Raw genomic sequence first — 19,061 nt, 5'->3', positions numbered from 1 at the left:
TACAGACGACCCTCGCGACGGACTGTAGCGGCGGCCGTGCGCGCGGTGGAGTGCCGCACGCTGGGACCTTGCTCACAACCATGCCCCGTAGTTCGCCGGCGGTCACGCGCGGGGAACATCTCAGGTGACGCGACCGGCCATCGGGGCCCGGTGAGTCGACGGGGGTGAGGATGCGTAGTAAGGGCATGGGGAGATCGCTCGTCGCGGTCGCCGGGGCCGCCGTGCTCGCGGCGGTCACCGGCTGCACGACGCAGACCGGGGACACGAACGGCGGGGACGGGAAGCACCGTTCGCCGATCCGCATCGAGATCACGCACACACCGTCCGGTGCCGGCACACCGAGCGCCACGCAGTCCCCGAAGGCCGCACCGAAGCCCGCTCCCGCCGTTCTGTGGTCGCGCGGCGACTCGGGCCGGGACGTGCGCGAGGTGCAGGCCAGGCTGCGCCAGGTCGCCTGGCTGTTCGACGGGCCGACGGGGACGTACGACGATCTGACCGAGAACGCCGTCAAGGGCTTCCAGGGCAAGCGCGGGCTGCCCCGGACGGGCGAGGTCGACACCGTCACCTGGCAGCGGCTGCGGAAGATGACCCACGACCCCGGCACCTGGGAGCTGTACCTGATGGGCGGGCAGCCGGCCGCCGCGCCGGACCCGCGCTGTATGACGGGCCGTGTGCTGTGCATCAGCAAGACGAGCCGGACGCTGCGCTGGATGATCGACGGACGGACGGTCTCGACGACGGCGGTCCGCTTCGGCTCGCAGTACACGCCCACCCGCGAGGGTGTGTTCCGCATCTACTGGAAGTCGCGCCACCACGTGTCGACGCTCTATGACTCGCCCATGCCGTACGCGATGTTCTTCAGCGGCGGTCAGGCCGTGCACTACTCCTACGACTTCGCGGCGCGCGGATACGCCGGAGGCTCGCACGGATGCGTGAACGTACGGGACGAGGCGGCCATCGCGGCGCTGTTCTCACAGGTGCGGACCGGCGACAAGGTCGTCGTCTACTGGTGAGGTATTGGTGAGGTCGTCCACTGGTGAGACGGACCGAAGAGGCTGTGCGGGGCGCGGGCGGGACCGGGGGAACGTGTCCCGCCCGCGCCGTGTGCACCGAGCCGTGGGTACGGGGGGAACCCCGGCTCCGTGCGACGGCCGATGACCAGTCGGCTCACTCAGTACTGCGCCCCAGCGGCCGAAAGTGTCACACCCGCTCCGAAGAAATTTTGAAGAAATTAGAAACCGCAGGTCAGAGGGGTGTCAGGAGATGGCAGAGGGTCGTCCGGCCGGAGGGTCAGGGCCCCTCGGGCGTGCTCAGCACGCTGTAGGTCGGACCGGGAGACATCGTTCCCTCCGGCAGGGCCGGGGCCAGGAGCCGGGGTGTGGCCGACGAGGTGGCGGCCAGGCCCTGTGGCCATATGTGGCCTTCGCCGTCACCACCGTTGCCGCCCTGGTCGCCGCTCTGGTCGCCCTCGCCGCTGCCGCTGCCGCTGCCGTTCTGGCCCGTGCCGTTCTCGTCCTGCCCGGAGCCCTGGTGGCCGCCGGTGCCCTGGCGGTCCTCGCCGTTGCCCAGGACGCCCTTGCAGAACGACGCCACCCGGCCGCTGCCGCCCGCCGCGTCCTCCAGGGTGCGCAGCCGTCCCGCTTCGAGGCCCTTGCCGCTCGCCATGTCGCGGCAGGACGACCGCACCTCGCTCCACCATGTGTCGGTCCGGCCCGTGGCGCGCTTGCCGGAGCCCGGCCGGCCGGTCGCGGCGGAGTCGCCGCTCGCCTCGTCGCGCGAGGGCCCGCCCTGCGCGGGTGCTCCGGTCGGGGTGCCGGGCGTCAGCGCGGGGGAGCCGCCGGTCCCCGAAGTGCTGGGGGGTGGAGTGAGCAGTGGATGCCGTGGCGACGCGGGGGCCGACACGGACGCGGCAGGCAGTCCCGGTTCGTCATGGAACGGCGTCGGCAGCACTCCGGTTCCGGCCGCCACCGCCACCCCGCCGATCATCCCGGCGGCCACCGCGGCGGCCAGCCCGAAGCGCAGGGGGCGGGCCCAGCGGGCTCGTCGCCTGCCTGCGACGGGACGGCCGAGGCGTACGAGCCCGGCGTCGGCGGACTGTGCGGCGGCGTGCGGTCGCGCGGACCGGCCGGACACCGCCTCCGCGCCGTCGCCGCCTGTGCGCGCCGCCCGGAACGCGGCCAGCGCGGCGGCCTCGCCCGGCAGTTCCACGCTGGCCGGCGGGGGTGTGGCGGCGAGTGCGGCAAGGGCCTCGGCGAGCTGGTCGGCGCGTGCGCGCGTGTCGGCGTCGACGGCGTCCAGCGGCTCTCCGCGCAGCAGACGCTCCGCCGCGTCGCCGTCCAGCCACTTGTACTGCTCGTCGGCCATCACACGTCCTTCTGCGTCCGCGAACGCATATGCGTCACACCGGCGGACGATATTGCGCGCTTGCGCGCGTCTCGCTGGGGAGGCATCGCACCGAGCACTCCGGCCGATTCCGGATCCGTGTCGGGACCCGCGCCGAGCAGCTCCGCGAGCCGCTTCAGACCACGGTGCGCCGCCGTGCGAACGGCTCCGGGGCGCTTGCCGAGCGTCTCGGCGGCGGTCTTGGCGTCCAGCCCCACCACCACACGCAGCACCACGGCCTCCGCCTGGTCCTGCGGGAGCTGCGCGATGAGGGAGAGCGTACGGCCCGTGGCCAGGGCCTCCATGGCCTCACCCGCCGTGTCCGACTCGGCGGCCTTGCCCGTCAGTTCCGTCTCGTCGCCGCCGATGGCGGGGCGGCGCCCGCGCATGCGTATGTGGTCGAGTGCGCGGTTGCGGGCGATCCGGGCCGCCCAGCCGCGGAACCGGTCGGCGTCGCCGCTGAACCGCTCCAGGTCACGGGCGATCTGCAGCCACGCCTCGGAGGCGACGTCCTCCGCGTCCGGGTCGCCGACGAGCGTCCGTACGTATCCGAGCAGCCGCGGGTGCACCTCGCGGTACACGGTCCGGAACGCGGTCTCGTCCCCGTCCTGTGCCGCAAGCACCGCGGCCGTCAGCTCCGCGTCGTCCCCCAGCACCCCGAACTGCCCCTCTGTGCGCCTCAGCCGGCACCGCTCTCACGGACCAGGTCTCGCTGTCGTCGTTCCTCGATCGTTGGATTGCGGTCTGAGGCCGCTCGTGGTCTGCGGCGGTTGCATCACCCGTTTGCTGGTCGTCCGCGGTCGGCGCGAAAGGCACGTTACGGCTTGAAACCAGTCCACGTCCATGTTCGTACAACGTGCAACCAACCCGTGACGCGGTGAGGTGTGACAGAAAACGCATCCACGGCGCTGTAGAGAGTACGGGCCGCCGCGCGGCCCGTGCCGCGCGACGGCCGGGGCCTCTCCTGTGGGGGGTGGCGGCCCCGGCCGTTGCCTCGGCGACTCGGGCCGGCGCCATGAGCCGGCGTGAGGGGCCCGCGAAAGCGCGCGCTTTCTCTACTTCTTCTTACTCTGCGCGGCCTGCGCGGACTGTCCGATGGACTGCGCGGATTTCGCGGTGGCCTGCGCGGCCTTCTTCGCGGCCTTGCCCACGGCCTTGTCCGCCGCTTTGTCGGCCTTCCGGTCGGCCTTGTCCTGCTTCTTGGCCGCCTTCCCCTGCGCTTTGTCGGTCTTCTTCGCGGCCTTGTCGGGCACGGCATCCGCCCTGCCCGTCGTGGGCGCTTCGCTCGCCGCGGCCGTCGTATCGGGGCGCTCGTGCGGCTCCGGGGACGCGGGCGCGTCCGACCGGGCGGGCCGCGGCGGGACGGTCTCGTGCGGCAGGTTGCCCATCGCGGCGACGGCGACTCCGCCGACGGCCGCGCCGGCCAGGAGCACGGCGAGCAGCGTACGCAGCGAACGCCCCGTCCGGCGCGCGGCAAGCGGACGCCAGTCGTCGCGCCGCCGGGTGCGCGGGGACCGTACGCCCTGCCGCCGTTCCCGGGCCTCCCGGAAGGCGGCGACGGCCCGCGCCTCCGCCTCCGGGTCGAGGTGCCTGGGCCGTACGGCGGCGAGCAGGGCCTCTGCCGTCAGCGTCTCGCGGCTGGGGCGCGTGGGCCGGCGGCCCACGCCCTCGCGGCCGTCATGTCGTTCACCCATGACCGTGTCCGTCCCTGACCCGCACCGTGCTGGTGCTCATTCCGACTCCCCCAGCGTCCTGGTGCCGTCGTCCGTCACACCCGGGGGGCCGAGTTCCCCCGCGAGACGCTTGAGGCCCCGGTGGGCCGCCGTGCGCACCGCGCCGGGGCGCTTGCCGAGCACCCGGGCGGCCGCGGGAGCGTCGAGGCCGACGACGACGCGCAGCAGCACCGCCTCCGCCTGGTCGCGCGGCAGTCGGGAGATCAGCTCCAAGGCGTACTCGGTGGACAGAGACTCCAGCGCCTGGTCGTGGGTGTCGTGGCGACCGGGCAGTTCGAGGATGTCGCTGTCGAGGTCCGTGGAGCGGGGCCGGACGCGCCGGCGGCGCAGATGGTCCAGCGCGCGGTGCCGGGCGATGGTCGCGGTCCAGCCGCGGAAGCCCGTGCCGTCGCCCCGGAATCGCCCGAGGTCACGGGCGATCTCCAGCCAGGCGTCGGACGCCACGTCCTCCGCGTCGTCCCCGACGAGCCCCCGCAGATAGCCGAGCAGCCCCGGCTGCACGATCCGGTACGCGACCGCGAAGGCGGCCTCGTCCCCCAGCTGCGCCCGTGCGACGGCCGTGCTCAGCTCCCCGTCGTGCGCCTGCGCGCGGCGGGCTTTCCCTCCCTGGCCCAACGCTGTCCTCGTTCGTGGCGGTGGTCTCGTGTCCCCACGCGTGCGGCACACCGGTCGTGCCGACGCCCCAAGGTCATCAGCGTCGGGCGCCACGAAAATGTCACTCGTCGTCAAGCAGCGCGTGCATCACGTCACTTGACAGGGGTCACCACGAGAACCGGCTCCCCCGCGACCACCCCCGAAACGGGGGTCGCGCCTGTCAGGTCCTGGCCGTACCCGCCGCGTCCCGGCACAGCAGCCGCAGCGAGCCCTCGCCCCGGTAGCAGCGGCGAGCCTCGTCGATGGGGTCCCACAGGCGGCCGTCGGGTGTGCGCACCCAGTGATCGCCGCCGGTCGCCCACCACTCGCCGCCGGTCAGCCGGACCACGACCTCGCCCGCGTACGCCCCGAACCCGCGCAGCACGGACTCCACGGCGGCGTACGGCGCGCCCTCCGCGCGTATCTCCTCGATCGTCCGGTCCACCCGCCACAGGCTCTGTGCCGAGTAGTCGAGCCGCAGCCCGGCGCCCTCGCGCAGGGACGCGACGACGTCGGCCGCCCAGCGCACGGGCTTCGTGGCGGCGTGGGGCCTGGTCACCTCAATTGCGTTCACACCCGGAAGAGCGTGCTCCGGTCCGGAAGCGTCACGCCCTACGGAATGGTTTCCCCGGACAGACGCAGGACCGCCGCGCAGCACCACAGGACGACCACAGGATCCTTGCCGGGACGGGGTTTACGCGGCCGGTGGCCGTGCCCCTCGTCACGCCCGTCACGCGACCGGTAGCCGTGCCCCTCGTCACGCCCGGCCCCGGGCGCGCCGGGACACCACCGCCCGCAGCACCCGCCGTCCCTCGGTCGACACATCGAGGGCCCGCCGCAGTCCGCCCGCGCCATGGCCCGTGACCAGCTCCAGGACGGCGACCTGACGCCGCAGCTCGGCGGCGACGAGCGGCGACATGCCGTCGGTACGGCCCTCACGGCGCGCCGTCACCGAGGAGTCCCCGCCGGCGACCGGGTCCAGCAGCCGGTGGATCTGCAGCGCGGCGACCGAGCAGGCGTCGGCCCACTGGCGCAGGGCGTCGGCGGACGGCTCCGCGGGGACCGCCGCGAGCATGCGACGGGCCAGCCGCGCCGCCTCGGCCTCGGAGACGCACTCCGCGTCGTCCTCGGCCTCGAAGCCCTCGTCGACCCCCAGTTCGGCGCGCGCCTTCATGAGCCGCTCCTGCCACTCGCGGCCCTCGACGAGGCTCGCCCACAGCGGCCGCAGGATGTCGTCGTCGCCTCCAAGGAGGGGCACGCACCGATCCAAACAAGCCAGCCCGCTCGCCGCGAGTGCACGCTCGTCCGCCTGTGCGATCAGTTCCACCAGGCTCATCACGCCTCCTCGAAAGGCATAGAAGGGGCGCCTTGTGCCTACGGAGCCCGCACTTCCCCTTACCGCGTGCAACCTACCGGGAGTGTCACCGCGGTTACCACACCCCACCGGCCAAGGAGATCAAGAAGAGATTTTCGGCCAACGATGGGAGGAAGCCCAGGCCGGACGCCGGTCCATGCCCGGCCTCGCGCCGAGCGGCACGGCCCTCAGACCTCGACGGCCACCGGCGTCGGTCCCTGGAGCGCCTTCTCGTGCTGCATACGGGTCAGGCGGAGGACCACGAGGATCGCGAGAGCGGCGGCCGCGATGTCGACGACGTCAGCGAACATCACCTGGCGGACGGCGTCGCGGATCTCCGTGGCCGTGTCGGCCTTGCCGTAGGCGGAGAAGCCGACCCGGTCGGTGAGGAGCGAAATGATCCACAGCGTCCACCAGGCGTTGACCAGGACGTGCGGCCGGGGCGCGCCCGAGGGGCTGCTGGCGTCCCAGATGTCCAGCGTGATGCGGCGCGGCAGCCAGAGGTTCACCACCGGTGTGAACCAGCTCCCGATCGCCCATCCGCGCTTTTTGGCGTGCCCGAACGGATTGAACACCTCGGCGTTGACCCGCGCCCGGTGGAACCAGCACAGGAACACGATGACGGAGCTGAGCAGCGCGGTCGTCTGGACGATGCCGGCCGCGGTGTAGAGCGTGTCAGCGCGGTCGGCCCGCCGGCTCATGGCGTCCCCGACGGCGCCGCCGACGACGTCGCTCATCACGTCGTACACGACGGTGTCGGCCCAGATCGCGAACAGGTCGGTGGCGATGACCAGTCCGAGCAGCGCGGCAGCCGCCCGTCCCAGCCCGACCGGCGAGCGCAACCAGGCGGAGGGCACGGCGGCGAACGGCGGGGCGGCCGGGGCAGGGGCGGCCGCGCACTGGGTGCACAAGGTGCCGCCCGGTGCCGCGACGAAGTGATGGCAGCGCGCACAGGTCATGGTGAGAGTCCCCCCAGGATGTCGTGGAAACGCCGGACGCGGCCCTCCCGACACTCCCCCGGGGCCCCACGTGCGGCATGCGGAACTTACGGTCCGCCGCGGCCGTACGTCCACTCGATTCGATCTTGGCCCGGCTTCCACACCCCGGCCCGCAGCCGGGCTTCCTCACCCCAACTGGTTCGCGAGCGCCTTGAACTGTGTCCAGGACAACGCCGGTGTCCGCGGATCCCACAGCTTCTGGACCGTCGCCCGCAGCGGCATCCGGATCCCGGCCGCCACCTGGTCCTGCGTCTGGGAGTTCGCCAGGTCGCACCACACCGCGAACACTCCGCCGAGTATCTGCCCGTCGTAGCGCGCGGGCACCGCCGTCGTGCCCCGAACCACGCGCGGGGTCCACTGCTCGTAGATGCGCTGCCCCGTGGGGTAGACGAAGGTCTGCGGCTGGCCGAGCACGTAATAGAGGTACTCGTCGTTGTAGTTCAGCAGCTTGCGGCCCGCGCCCAGATACTCCGTCGGCTGCCGCGCGCCGATCTCCTTGCCGGTCCAGTACGCGACCTCGATGTCCTTGGCCGGCTGCACCGAGCTCGAACGGTAGAAGCCGTCGTTCCAGGCGCGCATCGTCCGGCCGTGCCCGCGCATGAAGTTCGCGCGGTCGTTCAGCCAGCCGGTGGCGAGGTCCGCGACGCCGGCGTTCGCGCCGTACCTCTTCTTCGCCGCGGCGGCGAGCTGCGGATAGGAGGCGGCCGGGTTGGACACCATCAGGGCCCGGTACTCGTCGCCGCCGAGGTGCCAGTAGGCACCCGGGAACAGGTCGGCGTACTCGCCCAGCAACTCGTCCACGATCTTCGCGGACGCCGGCTTGGAGATGTCGACCGCCCCGCGCGCGGCGACGCCGGAGGCGTTGCGCAGCTGGAGGTCGGGGTGCGCGGCGATCACCGCGCCCAGGTGGCCGGGCGAGTCGATCTCGGGGACCACGGTGATGTGCCGGCTCGCGGCGAGGGCGAGGATCCTGCGCACCTCCGCCTTGCTGAGGTGCTGCTTGGACACGATCTCCGGGTGCGAGGTGGACTCGATGCGGAAGCCCTGGTCGTCGGAGAAGTGCAGACCCAGTTCGTTGAACTTCAGGTCGCCCAGTTCCCGTATGCGGTCCTCGATCCAGCCGGCCGTGAAGTACTTGCGCGCGATGTCGAGCATGAGCCCGCGCCGGGGCTTGGCCGGCGCGTCGCGGACGACGCCCTCGGGCGCCGTACCGCCGCCGTGCACCTCCTGCTTGAGCGTGCGGGTGCCGTAGAACACGCCGGCCTCGCCCGGACCGGTGATCTTCACCCGCCGGTTCTGGACGGTCAGCGTGTACGACTCCTGGTTGCCGCTCCCGGCCACGTCCAGCTCCACATCGCCGTCGCGGGCGGCGGTCCGCCCCGCATAGGCCAGCTTCAGCTCCCCGGCCAGCAGCTGTCCCTCGTCGGCGAGAGAGGCGTCGTCGACGACCACCCGGGCGCCGGAGGCGGGCCGCCAGCCCGGGCCTCGGGCGGGGGTGTGCTCACGGACGGCGGGAATGGTGCGGGGCGTCTGCGACAAGGGGTACGCGCGGGTCGGCGACGGGGAGGGAAAGGGGGTGAGGGCCGGCGACCCGGCGGAGGCCGTGGGGGCGGCCGACGTGCTCGCCGAGAGCCCGGCCCTCGTCGGCGAGCCGCCGCCGGACGAGCACGCCAGGGACACCGTGACCGCGCTCGCCGCGACGATTCCCGCACCGAGCAGCAACCTGTTGCGCTTCCCGCGCGTCTTCCTCTCGGGAACCCGCCGCCTCCGGCCGGTCACCGCGTCCCGCCTCGCATCACTCCCGCGTACGGCCACACCATGCCCGTACGTCTACGCGGCAACTCACCCACCATGCCCGTACGTATGCGACCCACTGTCACCCGCACGTCACTCACCTCCACGCATCGTCCCTGTCCGAACCTACGACCTCTGCCCGCCCCGACCGTCCACAAGAAGGCTCGAAACTCTCCCGTCCGGGTGAAATTCAGGCAGCCGTTGGACGGCCGTCCGATCGTCGTCGATAACGTGACGGCACATTTCTCACACTCTCCCCTGTCGACCCGCACGTGACGTCCACAGGACGACACGCCCGCCACTCGCCGAGGACCCACGCTGCCTGCGCACCGTCTCCCGCCCCTCCCCGGCCACACCGCCCTCCCGGCGCAACACCGCCCCCGGACCCCCGCGGGCCTGGAGCGGTTCAACGCCGCGGCCGCCGACGACGCCCTGCGCGCCCTCCTCACCTGCTGCCGCAGCCTCCGCTGGGCGCACCGTGTCGCCGACCACCGCCCCTACCCGGACCTCGACTCCCTGCTCGCGGCGGCCGACGAGGCGGCGTACGACCTCACGTCCGCCGACGTCGCCGAGGCCCTGGCCACCGAGTCGCTCACCCTTCTTCCGGACGGCGCGTACTCCGCCGCCCACACCGCCCTGAGCGCCGCGCACGCAGCATACGAGAGCAGATTCGGACATGTGTTCGTCATCTGTCTGGACGACGTACCTCCCGAGGAGGCCGCCGACCGGGTCCTGGCCGCCATCCGATCACGATTGACAAACGATCCGGAGGAGGAGCGGCTACTGGCGGCGGAGGAACTGCGCCGCCTGGCGAGGGGGAGGCTGACGCGCCTGGTGCGGGACATTTCTGACGCACCCGTAGTGGAACGCGCCCGATAGGGGCGCGGGCCTGCGACATTGTGCGGCTCCGCCGCGATGGGGGTCCCCCTGTTCGAGCGAAGCCGAGAACTTGGGGGAGCGATCAACCACAAACGACCCGCACCCGGCAGCCGAGAGACAGATCCACCCCGGTAGCCGCCCGTCGAATAACCCGTACGGTGCCAGTTTGATCACACCGGTAGGCCCCCTGTAAGCCCAGCGCCAGCGCCTGGCTACGATGCTGGGGGCCGGTGGACCGTACCCGGCCGGGCCCGACCGACAGAGAAGCCGGCGCGGCCCTAGTCCCCGCTCCCGGAGGGTTCTTCCGTGCCGGCTGGAACGCTGTACCGCGGCCGGGAAGGAATGTGGTCCTGGGTGGCTCACCGAGTCACCGGCGTCCTCATCTTCTTCTTCCTGTTCGTACACGTCCTGGACACCGCTCTCGTGCGTGTCTCCCCCGAGGACTACGACAAGGTCGTAGCCACGTACAAGACGCCGATCGTCGCCGTGCTGGAGTACGGCCTGGTCGCCGCCATCCTCTTCCACGCACTCAACGGCCTGCGTGTCATCGCCGTCGACTTCTGGTCGAAGGGCCCGCGCTACCAGAAGCAGATGCTCTGGACCGTCGTCGGCGTCTGGGTCGTGCTGATGCTCGGGGCCATCTACCCCGTCCTCGGCCACGCCGCTCGTGAACTCTTCGGGAGCTGACGCGCATGTCCACGACTGAAACCACCGCCTCCGGCATCGGCCCCGTCGAGGGCGCCGCGCTGTACGACGTCGACAACCCGGCGCCGGTCATCGAGGCACCGCGCAAGCGGACGAAGAAGACCCCGAAGTCGACCCGCGGCAACTTCGAGATGGCCGCGTGGCTCTTCATGCGGCTGTCCGGCGTCGTGCTGGTCGTCCTGGTCATCGGCCACCTGCTCATCCAGCTCGTCCTCGACGGCGGCGTGTCCAAGATCGGTTTCGCCTTCGTGGCCGGCCGCTGGGCCTCCCCGTGGTGGCAGGTCTGGGACCTGCTGATGCTGTGGCTGGCGATGCTGCACGGCGCCAACGGTCTGCGCACGGTCATCAACGACTACGCGGAGCGGGCGAACACGCGTCTGTGGCTGAAGGGCCTGCTGTACACCGCCACGGTGTTCACCATCCTGCTGGGCACGCTGGTGATCTTCACCTTCGACCCGAACATCCGCTAGGCACGGGGCTGCGAGAATCATGAAGATCCACAAGTACGACACCGTCATCGTCGGCGCCGGTGGCGCGGGCATGCGCGCGGCCATCGAGTCGACGAAGCGCAGCCGCACCGCCGTGCTGACGAAGCTCTACCCGACCCGCTCCCACACGGGCGCCGCGCAGGGCGGCATGGCCGCCGCGCTCGCCAACGTGGAGGAGGACAACTGGGAGTGGCACACCTTCGACACGGTCAAGGGCGGTGACTACCTGGTCGACCAGGACGCCGCCGAGATCCTGGCGAAGGAGGCCATCGACGCCGTCCTCGACCTGGAGAAGATGGGCCTGCCGTTCAACCGGACGCCCAACGGGACGATCGACCAGCGACGCTTCGGCGGTCACTCCCGCAACCACGGCGAGGCCCCGGTCCGCCGCTCCTGCTACGCGGCCGACCGCACCGGCCACATGATCCTCCAGACGCTGTACCAGAACTGCGTCAAGGAGGGCGTGGAGTTCTTCAACGAGTTCTACGTCCTGGACCAGCTGATCACCGAGGTCGACGGCGTCAAGAAGTCTGCCGGTGTGGTGGCGTACGAGCTGGCGACCGGCGAGATCCACGTCTTCCAGGCGAAGGCCGTCATCTACGCCTCCGGCGGCACCGGCAAGTTCTTCAAGGTGACCTCCAACGCGCACACGCTGACCGGTGACGGCCAGGCCGCCGTCTACCGCCGCGGTCTGCCGCTGGAGGACATGGAGTTCTTCCAGTTCCACCCGACCGGCATCTGGCGCATGGGCATCCTGCTGACGGAGGGCGCCCGCGGTGAGGGCGGCATCCTCCGCAACAAGGACGGCGAGCGCTTCATGGAGAAGTACGCGCCGGTCATGAAGGACCTCGCGTCCCGTGACGTCGTCTCCCGCTCCATCTACACGGAGATCCGCGAGGGTCGCGGCTGCGGCCCCGAGGGCGACCACGTCTACCTGGACCTCACCCACCTCCCGCCGGAGCAGCTGGACGCCAAGCTGCCCGACATCACGGAGTTCGCCCGCACCTACCTGGGCATCGAGCCGTACACGGACCCGATCCCGATCCAGCCCACCGCGCACTACGCCATGGGCGGCATCCCGACGAACGTCGAGGGTGAGGTCCTGTCGGACAACACCACCGTCGTCCCGGGCCTGTACGCGGCCGGCGAGGTCGCCTGCGTGTCGGTCCACGGCGCCAACCGCCTCGGCACCAACTCGCTGCTGGACATCAACGTCTTCGGCCGCCGTGCGGGCATCGCCGCCGCCGAGTACTCCCACAAGGCCGACTTCGTGGAGCTGCCGGAGAACCCGGAGGCGTTCGTCGTCGAGCAGATCGAGCGGCTGCGCAACTCCACCGGCAACGAGCGGGTGGCCCAGATCCGTCGTGAGCTGCAGGAGACCATGGACGCCAACGTCATGGTGTTCCGCACCGAGCAGACGATCAAGACGGCGGTCGAGAAGATCGCGGAGCTGCGCGAGCGCTACAAGAACGTGGCGATCCAGGACAAGGGCAAGCGGTTCAACACCGACCTGCTGGAGGCCATCGAGCTGGGCAACCTGCTCGACCTGGCCGAGGTCATGGCGGTGTCGGCCCTGGCCCGCAAGGAGTCCCGCGGCGGTCACTACCGCGAGGACTACCCGAACCGCGACGACGTCAACTTCATGCGCCACACCATGGCGTACCGCGAGGTGGGCGACGACGGCACCGAGTCCATCCGTCTCGACTACAAGCCGGTCGTCCAGACCCGCTACCAGCCGATGGAGCGTAAGTACTGATGGCTACCCCTGTCATGGACAAGGTGGAGGCGGAGTCCACCGCCTCCCCCTACATCACCGTCACCTTCCGGGTCCGCCGCTTCAACCCGGAGGTCTCGGCGGAGGCGACCTGGGAAGATTTCCAGCTGGAGATCGACCCCAAGGAGCGCGTCCTCGACGGCCTGCACAAGATCAAGTGGGACCTGGACGGGTCGCTGACCTTCCGTCGCTCCTGCGCGCACGGCATCTGTGGTTCGGACGCCATGCGGATCAACGGCAAGAACCGTCTTGCCTGCAAGACGCTGATCAAGGACATCAACCCCGAGAAGCCGATCACGGTCGAGCCCATCAAGGGCCTCACGGTCCTCAAGGACCTGGTCGTGGACATGGAGCCGTTCTTCCAGGCGTACCGGGACGTGATGCCCTTCCTGATCACGAAGGAGACGAACGAGCCGACGCGCGAGCGTCTGCAGTCGGCGGAGGACCGCGAGCGCTTCGACGACACGACGAAGTGCATCCTGTGCGCCGCCTGCACGTCGTCGTGCCCGGTGTTCTGGAACGACGGGCAGTACTTCGGCCCGGCGGCCATCGTCAACGCGCACCGCTTCATCTTCGACTCGCGTGACGAGGCCGGCGAGCAGCGCCTGGAGATCCTGAACGACAAGGACGGCGTGTGGCGCTGCCGCACGACGTTCAACTGCACGGACGCCTGCCCGCGTGGCATCGAGGTCACGAAGGCGATCGCCGAGGTGAAGAAGGCGCTGATCACGCGCCGCTTCTGACAGCTGCGGCCGTTTCTTCGGTACGTACGTCCGTGAGGGCCCCGTTTCCCGGTTGCATGCCGGGGGCGGGGCCCGGGCGTTTCCAGGAGGCGGAACGAATCCGGTCACGGATCGTTGAGGTGCCTCCGGCTCAGGGCCCGGTCCTGCGCCGGTTGATCGCTGTCAGGTCGATCTCGATGTCGAAGGGGACAGAGACCTTGAGGCGGTCGTGGAAGATGCCGGCGAGGCCGTAGGACTTCGTGGCCGGGTCGAGTTCGTAGACGTAGACGACCGGGAAACCCTTGTCGCCGTCCTGCTCGACCCGCCAGAAGTGCGGCACGCCTGCTGCCGCGTACTTGCGGGGTTTGACCTCCCGGTCACGCTCGCGGGAGTCCTCGGAGACGACCTCGACGGCGAGGATGATGTCTTCGGGCCTGTACCAGGTCTGGTTCGGGCTGGTCACCGCATCCACAGGGAACACCACGATGTCCGGCTCGGGACGGTTCTTCGAGTCCAGCTTGACCGTCATCTCACGGTCGACGTCCAAGTGCTCAGGTGCCTGTTCCAGGAGAGCGTTGTCCAGCAGACGCATCGTCCGGCTGTGGAACCGTGTCTGCGGACTCATGAAGACGAGACTCCCGTCGATCAACTCCGTGTGCGGCGGGAGGCCCGGAATCCGGTCGAGGTCGTCCGCAGTCCAGCCTCCGGCGGGCGGGATCGGCCAGCGGTACGCGGGCTCGTCCTCCAGCCCGTCGTCGGATGCGGCGCTCATCAGTGCTCCCATGGGACGGAGTCTCGCCTGTGGGATCAGCGTACCCAGGGGATATGGCAGCCGCCTCACCTCAACGAGTGATCCGGTAACCGACCGTCTCCGGTCGTACGGCGGCCGCTGCCACGGCACGCGCGGTGGCCGAGGGCCGTAGCGTCTTCTCCCGTACGGCTACGGCGAGGGCCCCACTCCTCGGAGGAGTGGGGCCCTCGCCGTGGGTGTGCCGCGGTCAGCCGCGCAGAACGCGGCCCTGCTTGTCGGTGCGGTCGTTGCTGGTGAGGAACAGGATGCCGTCGATCAGGGCCCAGAAGCCCAGGCCACCGCAGGTGAAGAGCTGGGCGAGACCCACGCCGACGGAGCCCACGTAGAAGCGCCCGACGCCGAAGCCACCCAGGAAGAGCTGGAGGACACCCGCGACGATCTTCGACTTGTCGGAGTAGGGGCGGCCCTGCGGGTCGTAGCCGTAGGGAGCCTCAGGGGTGGGGACGGTCATGAGAACTGCTCCTGGAAGTGTCTTGAAGAGACCGGAGCGATTGCTCCGGGAAGAGTCCAGGAGGGACCCCGACCGAGAAGATCACGCACTCACACGCACCGAGCCTGGCGCCTGACCATGCTCGATCGTCCCCCCTGTGACCCTGGGAGCATAGGGAGACCGGTGAGGCGAAGGGGAGCAGATCCACTGATCGTTCCCATTCCGTGATCACATTCTCGCCAACACCCGCTCAATTCCGGCCGTCCGCCACCGACCGGGCAACGTCCGTCGGCTAAACGACGTTGCGCAGCACGGTCCATGCCACCGCGACCAGCAGGACGACCGCCTGCGCGCGACGGCTGAGCCGCGGCTGCCAGCGCCGGCCGCGCAGCCCCTCCACGATCCAGCGTCCCAACAGCGAGAGCGCGTACGGCGAGGCGAGCAACAGCACCCTGTTGTCCAGCCAGGCCTCGGCGAAGTGACCGTGCATCAGGTCGTACACCATGCGGGTGCCGCCGCAGGCCGGGCAGAGCAACCCGGTGACCAGCCGGAACGGACACTGGGGCAGGACGTGGCCGGGCTCGTGCGGGTCGGTGACGTAGAGGTAGGCCGAGCCGGCCGTCCCGGCGGCGAGCACCGCGAGGGGTGCCGCCGCCGGGTGCCGCAGGGGCGACGTACGGGGTGCGTCGGCCACATCAGCCACGCAGGACCCGCCCCTGGGCGTCGGTGTTGTCGTTGCCGACCAGCAGCATGATCCCGTCGATCAGCGCCCAGATGCCGAGCCCGCCGCAGGTGAACAGCTGGGCGAGGCCGAGGCCGACATGACCCATGTAGAAACGCCCGACGCCGAAGCCGCCCAGGGTGAGCTGGAGCACGCCGGCGACGACCTTCGACTTGTCGGAGTACGGGCGCCCGTAAGGGTCGTAGCCGTAGGGGGCGTTGGGGTCACCGGTGTAGGTGCCGGGCGGCACGGGGCCCCCCGGGTAGCCGGCCGCGGGGTAACCGGGCTGCTGCGGGTAGCCGGGCTGCTGCGGGTAGCCGTAAGGGCCGGCCTGACCGCCCGGATACGGACCGGCCTGACCGCCACCGGCGGCGTAGGGGCCAGTGCCGGGGTTCGGATACCCGTACCCCGGCTGCGGCGGCTGCTGCGGCTGAGGTGGTTGCTGCGGCTGCTGTGGCTGCTGCGGCTGTTCGGACAAGGCGGGCACTCCCCCGATTGGTGTGAGAAGAACAAGTGCATGTCATCTTGCAGGAGGGAACCCGCCATGGAGAAGCCGGGGGCCGCACCATGAACTGCGCGGCCGCCGTGGCGTCAGGAGCCCCCTCGTCGCAACTGACTCATCGCAACTGACTCATCGCAACTGACTCAGAATCGTCGAATCCGTGATCTCCGTGTCCCTGGCCAGCATCATCGCCTTGCTCAGGATCACCGCCAGCATGCGATCCCCCTCGAACGGCAGGTAACCGGTCTGCGGTCCACCCGCGTTCGCCTTCGGCACGATGCACAGGTACTGGTCGTTCGGTGTCCTGAGGATGTTGCCGGAACCCAGATGGATCTTGTACGTATGGCGCTCGCCCGTCACGTGCAGGAACCGGCCCTCCAGCAGGCACCGGTCGGCTATCGCCAGTCGAGGTATCAGACGCTCCAGCAACACGCGCCGCGTCTGCGCGCTCTGGCCCAGCTCGCCGAAGCCGTACGACGTCCAGTACTCCCGGAAGCGACCGCCGGGACCGCCGTCCTGCCAGGTCGGGTCGTTGCCGACGCTCGCGACGCCGACGAACAGGTCGACGTCACGCAGGACTTCGGAGAGAACGAGGGGCGGGATGTCGGTCAGGGGCAGCGGGTGGACCGGGTCCTCCCCGTCGCGCAGCCACATGCGGTACTCGCCTCCGCAGCAGTGCGCCGAGTTCTCCGGGGCGTCGATCGGATAGAAGCGGACCTGGTCGGTGCGCAGCCTGAGGAAGCTTCCGGACTCCGTGATGTCCTCGTAGTGCTCGCCGCCGTCGCCCTCGATCCAGTACTCCGCGCGCAGGCCCCACTGGGGCAGCTCGCGGGTGGCCGGAGGTGCCTCGTCGTCGACGGACAGCCGGAGCTTGTTGCGCCAGCCCCGGATGGCGGCCAGGGAATGGAACTGGTGCTGGCGCAGGACGTGGGCCGCGAAGCGGTTGGAGTACGTGCCCGTGGCGCGCTCGGCGTCCGTGAGCAGGTACACCTCGCGGTGGGCCTGCTTGAACGGCTGCGTGATCTCGTGCCGTTCCAGCCAGTCGCGCCAGGCGACGATCTCGGCGGGCTCGTGCTCGACCGGGTGCCAGAGCCGCACCTCGGTGCCTTCGTCGAGCGGATCGCCGGTGAGGGTGCGCAGGGCTCCGTCCGCGTACCCGACCGTCGTATCGTCGACCGTCCACAGGAGGCGACGGGCCAGGGTGCCGACGAGGGGATGGTCGAGGTAACGCTCGCGCCAGGTGTCGTACGACCAGGTGCGGCGCGCCAGGAACTGGCGGTCCAGGCGCTCGCTCTGGGCCGAGAGCATCTTGTCGATGTCCTTGACGGCGGCCTTGAGTTCCTTCAGCTCGTCGGGGTGGTCGCGTTTGACGGCGGCGGGCACGGCCTTGACCGGCTTCCCGGCCGCGTTGCGCCAGCCGAGGACCGTCCTGGAGCCGTGGACTTCGAGCAGGGCGGTGGCATCGCCGAGCCCGTACTCGGCGCGGCCGACCTCGGTCAGCCCATAGGCCGGTACGGCCAGTTCCTCGATCTCCTCGCGGCCGAGGCCGAGCGCGACGGCGCGGGTCTCCAGGGCGGTGTCGATGAGCTTCGCGGTGTTCTTGTACGTCACCCGGGTGGCCAGTCGGGCGAGTTCGGCGAGGGCCGGCTCGCTGTCGATGCGGGAGAGCGCGACGACGCAGGCGTTGGCGACCTTCGGGTTCCGCGGGCCGAGCCCCGCGACCTTCTTCAGTGAGGTCTCCACGAGCGCGCCGAGCGCACGAGCGGTCTGGGGGTGCGGCGGCAGGAGCGAGAGCAGCCAGGCCAGGCCGCGCAGGGCGTTGGCGTTGTAGGGGTCGTAGGCTGCGTTGACGTCCGGCCCGTACCTCTGGTGTTCCAGCGTGAGCGTCCGGGGACGGCCGACGAGGGCGAGCCAGGGCAGCACAGTGTCCCGGACACGGTCGGCGCCGAGGGCTTCGATGAGGGCACGGGCCTGCTTGTCCCACTTGGTGGTGGGCTTGGACGCGGTGGCGGTCGTGGCGTGGCGGAGCAGGGCCTGCCAGTCATGGCCGGTGCCGTCGGCCAGGGCCTGCTCGGCCCACTCCTCGCCGACGTTGAGAACGGGCTCGGTGAGCGTGGCCGCCAGCTTGACCGCGGACTCGTCGCCGTACGCCTCCAGGGCCGTGCGGCGGAAGACGGCCACGACGGCCGGCGCGAGCGGGCGACCCGCGGCCAGCTCGGCCTCGGCAAGTGCCTCGTAGCGCGAGCCGTACCAGACGCACTGTTGCAGGGAGAGTTCGTCGAGCTTGCGCAGCCGCTCCACGGAGAGCCGATCGCCGGGAAGGCCGCGGGAGACGACGCCGAGCAGGGTCAGAGCGTGGTCCCGGGCGATCGGCCCCGCCGCGTCCGAGTGGTACTGCTCCACGAGGGCATCGCACAGCGACGTCCGCGTCTCCAGGGGCAGCTCACGCAGCTCGTCCAGCACCTCGCCCCAACGCCCCGCCCACCTCCCGTTGTTCACAGCGGCAGCCTTGAGCATGTCGACGGCGAGCGCCCCCAGGTCACCGTCGGCGAGCCGCTGCCGGATCAGGTCCCTGTACGTCTGGATGAACTGCACGGTCATCCCCCCACCAGCGGAACGAGCTTCAGAAACGTCACCTCGGTGCCGAACCCCAGCTCGACCTCGTCATCGAGCTCGGTCACCTGCCGGTCGCCCACAAGCACCAGGAACCCATTCCCCGCAAAGGCCTTCAGCGCCAGCTCGGTCTGCGCCTCGGGGTCTATCCGCCGGGGCGTCCGCAGGGCGTACCCGTTCAGCACCCGCTCGGCGTCCTCGGGCTGCACCAGCCCCTGGAACACGCCCGGAGTGCGCGCGTTGTACTCGGCGACCTCCTGAAACACCCGCCGCCGGATCAGCTCCCGCACGGTGAGCCGCTCCTCAGCGATGTCGAGCCCCCAGCCCGCACCCCGCTCCCCCGCTGTCGTCTCGTCGACGAACGTCACGATTGCCATGCCGCCGACAGTAGGGGGCGCCACTGACAGTGGGGCCCCGGCTCGTTCGGAGGGGCGCCTCGCGGGCCGCTGAGTCGACTCAGCGAGCGGTCCCAGGCGAGCGGGCGATACTCCCGCTCACTGCGGGCCCCAGTGTCACTCCCCT

General features: G+C 70.7%; 20 protein-coding genes. 6 read left to right on the top strand and 14 right to left on the bottom strand.

The features are described from left to right. The first annotated feature begins 185 nt into the window (after positions 1-185). Positions 186-1,013 (top strand): L,D-transpeptidase family protein, encoded by an 828-nt coding sequence (locus tag Q2K21_RS04350; protein ID WP_310765549.1) that lies wholly within the window; start codon positions 186-188, stop codon positions 1,011-1,013. A 277-nt stretch (positions 1,014-1,290) separates the two neighbouring features. Here the strand turns inward: Q2K21_RS04350 and Q2K21_RS04345 are convergent, their stop codons facing one another. The 8 genes from Q2K21_RS04345 to Q2K21_RS04310 form a co-directional block, all read right to left on the bottom strand. Continuing rightward, the gene (locus Q2K21_RS04345) at positions 1,291-2,364 is read right to left on the bottom strand and encodes a hypothetical protein (protein WP_310765546.1); all 1,074 of its coding nucleotides are present in this window, start codon (positions 2,362-2,364) and stop codon (positions 1,291-1,293) included. Next, positions 2,364-3,038: an RNA polymerase sigma factor gene (locus Q2K21_RS04340; RefSeq protein ID WP_310765543.1), complete on the bottom strand. Its 675-nt coding sequence runs from the start codon at positions 3,036-3,038 to the stop codon at positions 2,364-2,366. Before Q2K21_RS04340 ends, Q2K21_RS04345 begins: the two co-directional genes overlap by 1 nt. A gap of 399 nt (positions 3,039-3,437) precedes the next feature. Next, positions 3,438-4,076, bottom strand: a complete 639-nt coding sequence (locus Q2K21_RS04335; RefSeq protein WP_310765540.1) for a hypothetical protein — start codon at positions 4,074-4,076, stop codon at positions 3,438-3,440. Between the two features lie 36 nt (positions 4,077-4,112). Next, the gene (locus tag Q2K21_RS04330) at positions 4,113-4,730 is read right to left on the bottom strand and encodes an RNA polymerase sigma factor (protein WP_310765538.1); all 618 of its coding nucleotides are present in this window, start codon (positions 4,728-4,730) and stop codon (positions 4,113-4,115) included. A gap of 199 nt (positions 4,731-4,929) precedes the next feature. Further along, positions 4,930-5,307, bottom strand: coding sequence for a hypothetical protein (locus Q2K21_RS04325; protein ID WP_386277233.1), 378 nt, complete (start codon positions 5,305-5,307; stop codon positions 4,930-4,932). Between the two features lie 198 nt (positions 5,308-5,505). After that, positions 5,506-6,084 (bottom strand): hypothetical protein, encoded by a 579-nt coding sequence (locus Q2K21_RS04320; RefSeq protein WP_310765533.1) that lies wholly within the window; start codon positions 6,082-6,084, stop codon positions 5,506-5,508. 206 nt (positions 6,085-6,290) lie between these two features. Further along, a complete protein-coding gene (locus Q2K21_RS04315; protein WP_310765530.1) occupies positions 6,291-7,061 on the bottom strand; it encodes a DUF4328 domain-containing protein in 771 nt (256 codons plus the stop codon). Positions 7,062-7,226: 165 nt separating this feature from the next. After that, on the bottom strand, positions 7,227-8,879 hold the full coding sequence (locus Q2K21_RS04310) for a beta-N-acetylhexosaminidase (RefSeq protein ID WP_310765527.1): 1,653 nt from the start codon (positions 8,877-8,879) through the stop codon (positions 7,227-7,229). A gap of 333 nt (positions 8,880-9,212) precedes the next feature. Here Q2K21_RS04310 and Q2K21_RS04305 point away from each other — a divergent pair, with 333 nt between their 5' ends. The 5 genes from Q2K21_RS04305 (at position 9,213) to Q2K21_RS04285 (ending at position 13,483) form a co-directional block, all read left to right on the top strand. Beyond that, positions 9,213-9,773: a 2-oxo-4-hydroxy-4-carboxy-5-ureidoimidazoline decarboxylase gene (locus Q2K21_RS04305; RefSeq protein WP_310780615.1), complete on the top strand. Its 561-nt coding sequence runs from the start codon at positions 9,213-9,215 to the stop codon at positions 9,771-9,773. Positions 9,774-10,079: 306 nt separating this feature from the next. Then, positions 10,080-10,460, top strand: a complete 381-nt coding sequence (gene sdhC, locus Q2K21_RS04300; protein ID WP_310765524.1) for a succinate dehydrogenase, cytochrome b556 subunit — start codon at positions 10,080-10,082, stop codon at positions 10,458-10,460. Positions 10,461-10,465: 5 nt separating this feature from the next. Beyond that, positions 10,466-10,948 carry a succinate dehydrogenase hydrophobic membrane anchor subunit gene (locus Q2K21_RS04295; protein WP_310765522.1) on the top strand — a complete coding sequence of 161 codons (483 nt, stop codon included), beginning with the start codon at positions 10,466-10,468 and terminating at the stop codon, positions 10,946-10,948. A gap of 19 nt (positions 10,949-10,967) precedes the next feature. Beyond that, complete coding sequence (sdhA, locus tag Q2K21_RS04290) at positions 10,968-12,722, top strand: succinate dehydrogenase flavoprotein subunit (RefSeq protein WP_310765520.1); 1,755 nt, start codon at positions 10,968-10,970, stop codon at positions 12,720-12,722. Next, on the top strand, positions 12,722-13,483 hold the full coding sequence (locus tag Q2K21_RS04285; RefSeq protein WP_310765517.1) for a succinate dehydrogenase iron-sulfur subunit: 762 nt from the start codon (positions 12,722-12,724) through the stop codon (positions 13,481-13,483). The genes sdhA and Q2K21_RS04285 overlap by 1 nt, the downstream gene beginning before the upstream one ends. 130 nt (positions 13,484-13,613) lie before the next feature. On the opposite strand, the gene Q2K21_RS04280 is transcribed toward Q2K21_RS04285, so the two are convergent. The 6 genes from Q2K21_RS04280 to Q2K21_RS04255 all read right to left on the bottom strand — a co-directional run bounded on the left by Q2K21_RS04280 (position 13,614) and on the right by Q2K21_RS04255 (position 18,916). Next, positions 13,614-14,234, bottom strand: coding sequence for a Uma2 family endonuclease (locus tag Q2K21_RS04280; RefSeq protein ID WP_310765513.1), 621 nt, complete (start codon positions 14,232-14,234; stop codon positions 13,614-13,616). Positions 14,235-14,460: 226 nt separating this feature from the next. After that, entirely contained in the window at positions 14,461-14,724 is a 264-nt protein-coding gene (locus Q2K21_RS04275; RefSeq protein ID WP_310765509.1) for a TM2 domain-containing protein, read from the bottom strand. 271 nt (positions 14,725-14,995) lie between these two features. Continuing rightward, complete coding sequence (locus Q2K21_RS04270; RefSeq protein WP_310765506.1) at positions 14,996-15,406, bottom strand: DUF2752 domain-containing protein; 411 nt, start codon at positions 15,404-15,406, stop codon at positions 14,996-14,998. Continuing rightward, complete coding sequence (locus Q2K21_RS04265) at positions 15,399-15,902, bottom strand: TM2 domain-containing protein (protein WP_310765503.1); 504 nt, start codon at positions 15,900-15,902, stop codon at positions 15,399-15,401. The genes Q2K21_RS04270 and Q2K21_RS04265 overlap by 8 nt, the downstream gene beginning before the upstream one ends. 153 nt (positions 15,903-16,055) lie before the next feature. Continuing rightward, a complete protein-coding gene (locus Q2K21_RS04260) occupies positions 16,056-18,527 on the bottom strand; it encodes a DUF4132 domain-containing protein (protein ID WP_310765500.1) in 2,472 nt (823 codons plus the stop codon). Further along, positions 18,524-18,916, bottom strand: a complete 393-nt coding sequence (locus Q2K21_RS04255) for a hypothetical protein (RefSeq protein WP_310765498.1) — start codon at positions 18,914-18,916, stop codon at positions 18,524-18,526. The genes Q2K21_RS04260 and Q2K21_RS04255 overlap by 4 nt, the downstream gene beginning before the upstream one ends. Between the last annotated feature and the right edge of the window lie 145 nt (positions 18,917-19,061).

The organism is Streptomyces sp. CGMCC 4.7035 (genome assembly GCF_031583065.1).
Classification (GTDB): Bacteria; Actinomycetota; Actinomycetes; order Streptomycetales; family Streptomycetaceae; genus Streptomyces; species Streptomyces yaanensis.
Note: the sequence above shows the minus strand (reverse complement) of the source record. Positions and strands in the feature narration are given on the sequence as shown.

Bases quoted from the DNA above. Each gene is read 5' to 3' on its own strand.
- Q2K21_RS04285 (WP_310765517.1), top strand. From the start codon at position 12,722: ATGGCTACCCCTGTCATGGACAAGGTGGAGGCGGAGTCCACCGCCTCC.
- Q2K21_RS04315 (WP_310765530.1), bottom strand. From the start codon at position 7,061: ATGACCTGTGCGCGCTGCCATCACTTCGTCGCGGCACCGGGCGGCACC.
- Q2K21_RS04320 (WP_310765533.1), bottom strand. From the start codon at position 6,084: ATGAGCCTGGTGGAACTGATCGCACAGGCGGACGAGCGTGCACTCGCG.
- Q2K21_RS04295 (WP_310765522.1), top strand. From the start codon at position 10,466: ATGTCCACGACTGAAACCACCGCCTCCGGCATCGGCCCCGTCGAGGGC.
- Q2K21_RS04255 (WP_310765498.1), bottom strand. From the start codon at position 18,916: ATGGCAATCGTGACGTTCGTCGACGAGACGACAGCGGGGGAGCGGGGT.
- Q2K21_RS04280 (WP_310765513.1), bottom strand. From the start codon at position 14,234: ATGAGCGCCGCATCCGACGACGGGCTGGAGGACGAGCCCGCGTACCGC.
- Q2K21_RS04350 (WP_310765549.1), top strand. From the start codon at position 186: ATGGGGAGATCGCTCGTCGCGGTCGCCGGGGCCGCCGTGCTCGCGGCG.
- Q2K21_RS04260 (WP_310765500.1), bottom strand. From the start codon at position 18,527: ATGACCGTGCAGTTCATCCAGACGTACAGGGACCTGATCCGGCAGCGG.
- Q2K21_RS04335 (WP_310765540.1), bottom strand. From the start codon at position 4,076: ATGGGTGAACGACATGACGGCCGCGAGGGCGTGGGCCGCCGGCCCACG.
- Q2K21_RS04345 (WP_310765546.1), bottom strand. From the start codon at position 2,364: ATGGCCGACGAGCAGTACAAGTGGCTGGACGGCGACGCGGCGGAGCGT.
- sdhA (WP_310765520.1), top strand. From the start codon at position 10,968: ATGAAGATCCACAAGTACGACACCGTCATCGTCGGCGCCGGTGGCGCG.
- Q2K21_RS04275 (WP_310765509.1), bottom strand. From the start codon at position 14,724: ATGACCGTCCCCACCCCTGAGGCTCCCTACGGCTACGACCCGCAGGGC.